The 9,799-nt window shown below is 72.1% G+C and carries 7 protein-coding genes and 1 pseudogene; 2 read left to right on the top strand and 6 right to left on the bottom strand.

Annotated elements, in window-relative coordinates; genetic code table 11:
- A pseudogene (locus V8688_RS29805) lies at positions 1–656 on the top strand (class I SAM-dependent RNA methyltransferase); the annotation flags it as partial.
- A gap of 130 nt (positions 657–786) precedes the next feature.
- Here V8688_RS29805 and V8688_RS29800 read toward each other — a convergent pair.
- Both V8688_RS29800 and glsA read right to left on the bottom strand, forming a co-directional pair.
- Positions 787–1,458, bottom strand: a complete 672-nt coding sequence (locus V8688_RS29800; RefSeq protein WP_218721169.1) for an SIMPL domain-containing protein — start codon at positions 1,456–1,458, stop codon at positions 787–789.
- A 67-nt stretch (positions 1,459–1,525) separates the two neighbouring features.
- Positions 1,526–3,334, bottom strand: a complete 1,809-nt coding sequence (gene glsA / locus V8688_RS29795; protein WP_342802185.1) for a glutaminase A — start codon at positions 3,332–3,334, stop codon at positions 1,526–1,528.
- A gap of 305 nt (positions 3,335–3,639) precedes the next feature.
- Here glsA and dxs point away from each other — a divergent pair, with 305 nt between their 5' ends.
- Positions 3,640–5,538, top strand: coding sequence for a 1-deoxy-D-xylulose-5-phosphate synthase (dxs, locus tag V8688_RS29790; protein ID WP_342802184.1), 1,899 nt, complete (start codon positions 3,640–3,642; stop codon positions 5,536–5,538).
- Positions 5,539–5,592: 54 nt separating this feature from the next.
- On the opposite strand, the gene V8688_RS29785 is transcribed toward dxs, so the two are convergent.
- The 4 genes from V8688_RS29785 to V8688_RS29770 form a co-directional block, all read right to left on the bottom strand.
- Positions 5,593–6,432, bottom strand: a complete 840-nt coding sequence (locus V8688_RS29785) for a class I SAM-dependent methyltransferase (RefSeq protein WP_342802183.1) — start codon at positions 6,430–6,432, stop codon at positions 5,593–5,595.
- Positions 6,433–6,506: 74 nt separating this feature from the next.
- Positions 6,507–7,025 carry a hypothetical protein gene (locus V8688_RS29780; protein WP_342802182.1) on the bottom strand — a complete coding sequence of 173 codons (519 nt, stop codon included), beginning with the start codon at positions 7,023–7,025 and terminating at the stop codon, positions 6,507–6,509.
- Between the two features lie 245 nt (positions 7,026–7,270).
- Positions 7,271–7,948 (bottom strand): response regulator, encoded by a 678-nt coding sequence (locus V8688_RS29775; protein WP_218721165.1) that lies wholly within the window; start codon positions 7,946–7,948, stop codon positions 7,271–7,273.
- On the bottom strand, positions 7,945–9,799 hold a 1,855-nt coding region (locus tag V8688_RS29770), incomplete at its 5' end, for an ATP-binding protein (protein WP_342802181.1). The genes V8688_RS29775 and V8688_RS29770, both read right to left, overlap by 4 nt.

The following is a 9,799-nucleotide window of genomic DNA, read 5'->3' as shown; positions in this document are numbered from 1 at the left end:
GTGACGAGCGCGGCGCGATCCGCGACCGGGCCGCCGCGCGCAAGTCGGCCACCAACGCCCCCCGCGAGGAATGGGTGATGGCGGGCACCGGCCGAGCCGTGGAGTACGTGGCGGGCCGGCGCTGGGAACTGGCGGCCACCGGCTTCTGGCAGGCGCATCGCGGTGCCGCGCAATGCTATTCGGACCTCGTCGCGCAGTGGTCGGGGCTGGCTCCCGGCGGTTCGGGCTGGGATCTTTACGCCGGCGTCGGCGTGTTCGCGGCGCGGCTGGCCGAGCAGACCGGCCAGACCGGTGCGGTCGCCGCCGTCGAATCGGCGCGCTCGGCCGTCGCCGACGGCACCGCCGCGCTGCGTGATCTGCCCTGGCTGGACCTGCGCGCCGATCGTGTCGAGCGCTGGGTGCGTGCCCACGCCGACGGCGACGGACCCGATGTCGTGGTGCTCGATCCGCCGCGGGCCGGTGCGGGCAAGGAGGTCGTGGCCGCGGTCACCGACGCCGATCCGCGCCGGATCGTCCACATCGGGTGCGACCCGGCGTCTTTCGCGCGCGATCTCGGGTTGTATCTCGACGCGGGCTATCACCTCGCCGACCTGCGCGCTTTCGACGCGTTCCCGGCGACCCACCACGTCGAATGCGTCGCCCTGCTCGACCGCTGAGCGAGGACGGTTCGGGCCGCCGGATCACCCGGCATCGACCGGTGCGGGACGTCGGCAGCGGCGCCTCCGCGCTCGGCGAGCACTCCGCCGAGGCGTGCCGGGGCTCCGCTGCCGGGCGACCCGGTTCGGATCAGTCCAGGGCCCAGGTGACCCGGACGGTGGCACCGACCTCGGTCTCCCCGGGAACCACCGGCACCGGCGAAGCGGCCCTGGCCATCAGCATCGGCGCACTGTCCATCTCGGCGCTGATGTCGTAGGCGCGGGGGAGCGGCACGGCGGTGTCCTCGGTGATCTGCACGACCGCGCCCAGCGTGACGCCCGCGCGCTCGGCGTACTGCGCGGCCTTGGTCTTCGCGTCGTCGAAGGCGGCGTCGCGGGCCTGGGCGAGCAGTGGCTCGGGGTCGGCGATCCCGCGGGTCAGCCCGCCGAGGCGGACGTCGTCGCCGCCCGCGGTCACCGCGGCCGCCACCGTGTCGGCCGGTTCGGTGCCGGTGCCGTCACGCAGGGCGATGCTGAGCCCGGTGGTGGCGAGGTAGCCGGAGATCTCGCTGCGTCCCTGATCGGTGTAGACCGTCTCGGTGCGCACGCTCAGCCCGCTGGTCGCCATGTCGGCGTCGCTGACCCCGGCCGCGCGCAGGGCGGCGACGACGGCGCTGACCCGGTCACCGGCGCGGCCGTAGGCGGCGGCGACGGTGTCGGCGCGCGATTCCACCGACAGGGTGACGCGGATCAGATCGGGAACCGCGCGCACCGTGCCGCGCCCGATCATCGTGGTGCTCGCCTGCCAGGACTTCTTGCCCACCGCGGTACTCCTGTCGGTCGAAGGATGCTGTGCTGCCCAACGTCTCGCGGCGGGTCCGAGTTCCCCGTCAGTAGTTGCCCGCGTTGCCCGACAGCGTCCGCACCGCGGCCTCCATCTGGGCGTAGGCGCCCGCGGCGAGGCGTTGCAGCAGGGCCAGTTTCAGTTGCGGGTGGCCCTGGGTGAGCTGGTCGAAGACCGCCGGCCGCATCACCGCCACCCGCGCCGGCGTCTCGGCGATGATCTCGTTGACGAACGGTTGCCCGAGCAGCATCGGGATCTCGCCGAACGTCATCCCCGCCGACAGCGTCACCAGCCGGTGCACGCGCCCGTCGGTGCCGGGGAAGGTCATCCGCACGCGGCCCTCCAGGATCAGGAACAGCCCGCAGCGCGAATCGCCCCGCTCGGCGATCACCTCGCCGCGCGCGAAGGTCCGCGGTTCGAAGTCCTTGCCGAGCAGACCACGGTTCTCGGGGTCGAGACCGGCCAGCAGCGGGTGCTCGTCGAGGGGGATCGAGCGGCGGCTCTCGGCGCCGGGCGGCCGATGCCGGGCCAGGATGATGTCCTCACACCACTCGGTGGCGGTGTCGCGGTCGACGAACACGCGCCCGCGCGGATCCTCGGGGTCCAGGCTGGAGGCCTCGTGCCCGAGCCGGGCCTCGGGATCGACCAGGGCGACCCGGCTGCCCCGCCGGACCAGTGCGTTCTGCAGCGCGTCGAGCATCTCGCGCGCCACCGCGCTCACCTCGCCCACCCGGCGCAGGTCGATGACCAGGGCGTCGAGTTCGCCGACCTTGCTCTCGATCGAGCGCACCGTGCGCTCGGCGCCGGCGAAGAGCAGGTCGCCGTGCAATTCGTAGACCCGGGCCCGGTCGCCGTGGTCGGCGAGCACCGCGGCGTCCTCGGGGGAGCGGCGCAGCCGCGAGGGCACCTGCGCCACCGAGTAGTCGGCCCGGATGGCGGTGCGCGCGGCGCGGGTCACGTGACAGAAGTGCAGTTCCAGGCGCCGCGACAGTTCCCGGCAGGCCGCGACGCCGCGCACGCTGTTGCCCTGGCCGTCCAGCCGCGGCGAGTACACCGAGATCCCGAGCTGGCCGGGCAGCACGGCGATGATCCCGCCGCCGACGCCGCTCTTGGCGGGCAGTCCGACCGTGGTCACCCAGTCACCGGCGGCGTTGTACATGCCGCAGGTCGTCATCACGCTGAGCACGCGCTCGGTCAGCGCGGTCGACAGTGCCCGCTCCCTGGTCTTCGGGTTGACCCCGTTGTCGGCCAGCGTCGCCGCCATCAGGGCCAGATCCGCGCAGGTGATCTCGATCGAGCACTGCCGGAAATAGCGGTCGACCGCGTCGTCGGGGTCGACATCGATGATGCCGACCGAGCGCAGCATGTAGCCGATCGCGCGGTTGCGGTAGCCGGTGCGCGCCTCGGACTCGTAGACCGCCTGGTCCATCGTCAGCTCGCGGCCGGCGAAGCGGGAGTAGCAGCGCCGGACCCGCTCGAACTTCTCGGCGGCGTCGCGGCCGTTGATCAGCGAGGCCGCGGTGATCGCGCCGGAGTTGATCATCGGATTGCTGGGGCGCTGGGTATCGGGCTCGAGGGCGATCTCGTTGAACGGCTCGCCCGAGGGTTCGACATCGATGTGCGCGGCCACCCCGTCCAGACCGCGGTCGGCCAGCGCGAGCGCGTAGGTGAACGGCTTGGAGATGGACTGGATGGTGAACCCGACATCGGTGTCGCCGACCTGGTAGATCAGCCCGTCGGCGGTGGCCAGGCACAACCCGAACGAGTCGGGCGCGACCGCGGCCAGCTCGGGGATGTAGTCGGCGGGCGCACCCGAGGTGTCGTCGCGGCAGATCGCGTACACCTCGTCGAGCATGCCCGCCACCACGCCGGGGTCGATCGTGCGCGCAACACCGTCCGGTTCGGCCACAGCGACACTCTAGGACGCGGCGTGGCCGGTCCCGCGGGGACGCGCGGGGGAGATAGTCCTCACAGGCGATCGCGGCCCGTGGTGACGGCGCCAGGCGGCGGCGCGCCCTGTTCAGCGGCGTGCCGCGGGGGACCGGCACGCCCGCTGTGATCGTCGGTGCGGGGCACCCGGAAGGGCCCGCGAGCCGGAGCCGCCCGCACGGCCAAATACACTGGGCGGATCACACAGTAGTCCGGAGGGAGCGAGTTCAGGTGGGAGTGCTGTCGCGGGTGGATTCACCCGAAGATCTGCGCCGGCTGAGCGTGCCGCAACTGCGGGACCTGGCGGACGAGATCCGCGAGTTCCTGGTGCAGAAGGTCGCCGCCACCGGAGGCCACCTCGGCCCCAACCTAGGCGTGGTCGAACTGACCATCGCGCTACACCGGATCTTCGACTCCCCGGCCGATCCGCTGATCTTCGACACCGGCCATCAGGCGTATGTGCACAAGATCCTCACCGGCCGCAAGGACCGATTCGACTCGCTGCGCATGCGCGACGGCCTGTCGGGCTACCCCAGCCGCGCCGAGAGCGAGCACGACTGGGTGGAGTCCTCGCACGCCTCGGCCGCGCTGTCCTATGCCGACGGCCTGGCCAAGGCCTTCGCGCTGAGCGAGCAGGACCGCACCGTCGTCGCCGTCGTCGGTGACGGCGCGCTCACCGGCGGGATGTGCTGGGAGGCGCTCAACAACATCGCGGGCGCGCCCGACCGTCCGGTGGTGGTCGTGGTCAACGACAACGGCCGCTCCTACGCGCCGACCATCGGCGGCCTGGCCGACCGGCTGACCGCGCTGCGCACCCAGCCCGCCTACGAGCACGCCCTCGACGCCGGGAAGCGCCTTCTCAAAAGCATTCCGGCCGTGGGGGATTCAGCGTATTCGATGGTTCACGCGCTCAAGGCGGGGATCAAGGACGCGGTCAGCCCGCAGGAACTGTTCGCCGATCTGGGCATGAAGTACGTCGGCCCGGTCGACGGCCACGATCTGGTGGCGCTCGAGGCGGCCATGCGCCGCGCCAAGGACTTCGGCGGACCGGTGGTCGTGCACGTGGTCACCCGCAAGGGCAACGGCTACGAGCACGCCGAGAACCACGTCGCCGACCAGATGCACGCCTGCGACCCGATCGACCCGCTCACCGGCCGCCCGCTCGCGGACAAGAAGGCCAAGGGCTGGACGGCGGTGTTCTCCGAGGAACTCATCGAGCACGCCTCGCGGCGCGAGGACATCGTCGCCATCACCGCGGCCATGCCCGGCCCGACCGGCCTGGCGCCCTTCGGCGAGCGCTTCCCGGACCGCATGTTCGACGTGGGCATCGCCGAACAGCACGCGATGGCCTCGGCCGCCGGTCTGGCGCTGGGCGGCATGCACCCCGTCGTCGCGATCTACTCCACCTTCCTCAACCGCGCGTTCGACCAGCTGCTCATGGATGTCGCGCTGCTGAAGCAGCCGGTCACGGTGGTGCTGGACCGCGCGGGCATCACCGGCCCCGACGGCGCCAGCCACAACGGCATGTGGGACTTCTCGCTGCTCGGCATCATTCCCGGCATCCGGGTCGCCGCTCCGCGCGACGGCGCCACCCTGCGCGAGGAACTCGCCGAGGCGCTGGCGATCTCCGACGGTCCGACGGTGCTGCGGTTCCCGAAGGGCAGTGTCGCCGAGGACATCACGGCGGTGGAACGACTCGACGGTCTCGACGTGCTGCGCCTGGCGGTCCCCGGTGCCGGCTCGGCGCAGGCCCAGCACGGCGACGTCCTGATCGTCGCGGTCGGCCCGTTCGCCGAGACGGCCATGCGGGTCGCCGAACTCTTGGAGCCCCAGGGCATCTCGGTCACCGTGGTCGACCCGCGCTGGGTCATCCCGGTGTCGGACACGCTGGTCAAGCTGGCCGAGAACTACCGGCTCGTCGTCACCGTCGAGGACGGCGGCCTGCACGGCGGTATCGGTTCGACGGTCTCGGCCCGCCTGCGCGACGCCGGTCTCGATGTGCCGACCCGCGATCTCGGTGTGCCCCAGCAGTTCCTGGATCACGCCTCGCGCGCAGAGATCCTCGAGGAGCTGGGCCTGACCCCCGACGCGATCGCCCAGCGCATCGGCGGCTGGCTGCGGGCGCGCTGATCGGCGACCACGAGATCCTGCGCGCTCGGTGACGACACCGAGCGCGCAGTGCGTTCACCGCCCGGGACGCCGGGCGACGACGGCGAAGTTCAGCGGGATCCGTGGTGCCCCCGGCGGCAGCGCCCAGCCTTCCGGGCAGGCGACGAGGTCGCCGAACGGCCGCCAATCCAGGTAGGGCAGTTCGTGCAGCGCCTCGATCCGCAGGCCCGCCGCGAGCAGCGCGCCGACAACCTCGCCCAGGTCGTGGCGCCATTCGTGATTGGTCGTGTGCGCGATCGAGCCCGCCGAATCCTCGGTGTAGGTGCCCGCGTCCGAATAGGTGCGGGCGCCGCCCCCGGCGAGGTAGTCGTCGGTGATCCGCCAGGGCTCGAAGTCCATGGCGCCCAGGATCGGGTGGTCGTCGCGGAGCACGAACACTCCGCCGGGGGCGAGCAGATCGTGGATCGAGCGGGCCCACGCGGTCAGTTCGGGCAGCCAGACGATCGTGCCCGTGCTCGTCACGATGGTGTCGAACGACCGGTCGATCACCGACGAGGCGAACCGGGCATCGCCCTCGACCCAGGTGATGTCGCGTCCGTCGGCCGCGGCGATGCGCGCCGCGTGCCGCAGCGAGTTCGGGGACAGATCGAGCCCGTGCACCTCGACCGCGCCCAGCCGGGCCCATGACACGGTGTCGGTGCCGATATGGCACTGCAAGTGCAGCAGCGAGCGCCCGGCGATTCCGGTGTCGGGCAGGTGCGGCGCCAGCACCGCCAGATCGTTGCGCACCACCGAGGAAATCGCGGCCGGGTCGGCGAGAAAGGCGTCGACGTCGTACATCCGCGAGCGCGCGTGGACGTCTGCCCGGTCGTCCCAGTTGGCGCGGTTGGCGGCGATCGCCTCGGCTTCGGACACGGCGGTTCCTCTCGACGGGGACGGGCAGGAGGCCACGCTAGCGTCGAGAGGTCGCCGGGTCGAGGGAATTTCGGTCAGTATCCGGGTCGGCGGTGGGCCAGCCAGCGCCCCGTGCTCGGCAGGAAGGTCAGCACCAGCAGTGCGATGTTGAACAGGAACCCGATCGCGTTGAACACACTCAGATCGGAATCGAACGACACGGTGAGCGACGTGGAAGCATCGGTCTGCGCGTCCAGATGGTTGTACAGCGCGATCGTGGTGATGATCGACAGCGCCAGAGTGCCGGTCCCGCCGACCCCGATCAGCACCCGCGACACCTTCTTGCGCGCCAGCATCAGGATGCCGCCGATGAGCAGGATCAGCGAGCACAGCGCCGAAACACCCAGCAGCACTTGGATCTTGCTCCAGAACCCGGTCGGGTCGAAGTCGGGGTCGGTGGTCAGGAACGGGATGGCGACGGCGCCGAACACGCCACGCAGTCCGCCGAGAACGGCGAGAATGCCGGCGAAGATCGCGGTGACGGCATTCGGCTCGGGTGGACCCGGCGGAAAACGGGGCGGCTGGTAGGGCTGCGGAAAGCGGGGGTCGGTCAAGGCCGTACTCCAAACCGTCTGGGGCGTAACCCCGTTCAGTACCCCACCGTGGCCGTTCCTACACCTCGCGGTCAGTACGTCGGCGCGTCGTCGTCGCCGTGCCGAGGGCAGATAACGGTGCGGTGGCACCGCAGCGGCGAGCGGTCCGTGGTGCGGTAGCGCCGCGGTCGGACGTGGACCGTGGTGGCGCGGTGTGGCGGGTGCGGGCCATGGTGCGGTTGCTCGGTAGCGTGCCCCCGCGGCGATCAGGGGGTGCGGCGGGTGGGGGAGTACTCCTGTTCGGGGCGTCCGGTCGCGCCGTAGCGCAACTGCATGCGTAGGTCACCGGTGGTGACGAGGGCGGCGAGGTAGCGCTGGGCGGTGGCGCGTGAGATGCCGATGGCGGTCGCTATCTCGCCCGCCGACATCGGCGCGTCCGCGCTCTGCGCCGCCCGCAATACCAACTCCCGGGTGGGAGAGGTCGCGGCGGCGGCACGGTCGGGGGCGGGCGGGGCCGGGCGCAGGGCGTCCCAGGCCGCGTCGACGTCGCGGGCGGTGACATCCGGCGCCGCCAGGATCCGCCGGTAGCGCCCGTATCCGGCCAGTCGTGCGGCGAGCACGGTGTGATCGAACGGCTTCACCAGGTAGGCGAGGGCGCCCGCCGTCGCCGCCGCCCGCACCGTGGCGGATTCGGTGGCGGCGGTGAGCATCATGGCATCGCAGCGCAGCTCCCGGACCAGGTCGATCCCGGATCCGTCCGGCAGGTACACGTCCACCAGGGCCAGGTCGAAGCTGGCCTCGGCCAGCGCCTGCCGCGCCGCGGCCACCGTATTCACGACCGCGCCCACGGTGAATCCCGGGAGCGCCCCGACGATTCCGGCGTGCATGTTCGCCACCCGGAAGTCGTCGTCCACGACGAGCACGCTGAACTCGGTCCGGCTCACGGCGGGTCTCCTTCGGTCAGCACGCCCGGCAGACGCGCGATGAACTCCGCCCCGCTCAGTTCCCCCGCCGGTGTCCCCGCCGACGCCAGCCACACGTCCCCGCCGAGCGCCCTGGCCACCTGCCTGGACAACGCGAGCCCGACCCCGCGTCCGCCCGGCACCCCCGCCCCTTCTTTGGTCGAGACCCCGTCCGCGAACACCGCGTCCACCAGCTCCGGCGCCACCCCGCCGCCACTGTCGGCCACCGTGATGTGCAGGGTCGAACCCTCTTGCACCAGTTCGACTTCCACCACCGCCGAAACGGCGAAACGCGGACCGGACTCGGCGCGCCGACCGCCCGGTTCGGCCCCGGACCCGTCCGCGACCTCCCCGCCTCGATCACCGACGCCGCTCGGTTCCCCGCCGGCTTGTGCTGCGGGTTGCGTGCCGGTGTCGACTGCGGCCGAGCCGGATTGCGCGGTGGATTCCGCGTCGGCGTGTATCGCTGCCGGATCGGTCGGTGCCGCGCAGGGCTGTGACGCGGATTTCGTGCCGGTTCGGGCGGCCGCCGGATCGGTGGATTCCCCGCCGAACGGTGCTGCCGAGCCCATTCCGCTCTCGGCCGATCGGCGGACCGGGTGGATCGAGGGCCGCGGGGTCACCGTGCGGGCGGGTGCTGTCGATTCGGGATCGACACCGGCGCCATGCGGCGAGGTCCGGGCGTCGTCCTCGGCGGCCACCGGCGTGCCGCTCGGGCGGACCGCGTCGATCGCGTTGTCCAGCAGATTGCCCAGCACCGTCGTGACATCCACGGGCGCAGTCAGATTCGCGTCGACCCAGGTGCTCGGCCCCAACCGGAGCTCGACATTGTTCTCCCTGGCGTGCGCGGCCTTGGCGGCGAGGAACGCTTGCAGGTACGGGTCACGCACCGTGTCGATGCCCGGCATGGCGGCGCCGAGAGGACCGGCGCCGAGCAGCTCGTCGATGTAGCGTGCGGCCTCGCCGGGCCGGTCGCCGTGCAGCAGACCGCTGAGCAGGTGTAACCGGTTGGCGAATTCGTGCCGCTGGGCGCGCAGGACGGTGCTCATCGATCGCACCGCGTCCAGCTGCCGGGTCAGCGACTCGACGTCGGTGCGGTCGCGCACATCCAGCACCGCGCCCAGCGACCGCCCGTCGCGGGTGACCGTGCGCGCGGTGACCACCACGATCCGGTCGCCGACCGCCGCCTGGACCGGGCGCCCGTCGGCGGCCCGGAACGCCGCGAGTACGCGCGGGGTCAGCCCGATCGTCTCCACCGGACGACCACTGTCGCCCTCGATGCCGAGCAGGGCGCGCGCCTCGTCGTTGATCACCGTGGTGCGCCCCCGGTCGTCGACCGCGACCACACCCACCCCGATACCGTGCAGCACCACATCCTGTTCGCGCACCAGCTCGGCCAGTTCCGCGGGTTGCAGGCCCAGGGTCAGCCCGTGCCAGCGCCGTGCCAGCAGCACCGATCCGGCGATCCCGGCGAACAACGCGCCGAGCACCAGCAGACCGGCCTTGCTCAGGTCGCGCGTCAGCTGCTCGCCCACCGCCTCGGTGGAGATGCCGACGCTCACCTCACCCACCACCCGCTCCGAATCCGGCGCGCGCACCGGCACTTTCGCGCGCACCGAGTCGCCGAGTGTGCCGTGCTCGCTGATCACCACCTCGGCCCCGCCCAGCGCCTGCGACGGATCGGTGCTCACCTTCTCGCCGAGCCGGGCCGGATCGGGATGGGCCAGCCGCAGTCCGGCATCGTCGGTGATCACCACGAACAGCGCGTCGGTGCGCTGCCGGGCCGCCTCGGCGGTCCGCTCGAGCTGCCCGCCGGCGAGCTCGGTGCGCAGC

This window comes from Nocardia sp. No.11, from assembly GCF_038752175.1.
Taxonomy (GTDB): Bacteria; Actinomycetota; Actinomycetes; order Mycobacteriales; family Mycobacteriaceae; genus Nocardia; species Nocardia canadensis.
This window is presented reverse-complemented; position numbering and strand designations above follow the sequence as displayed.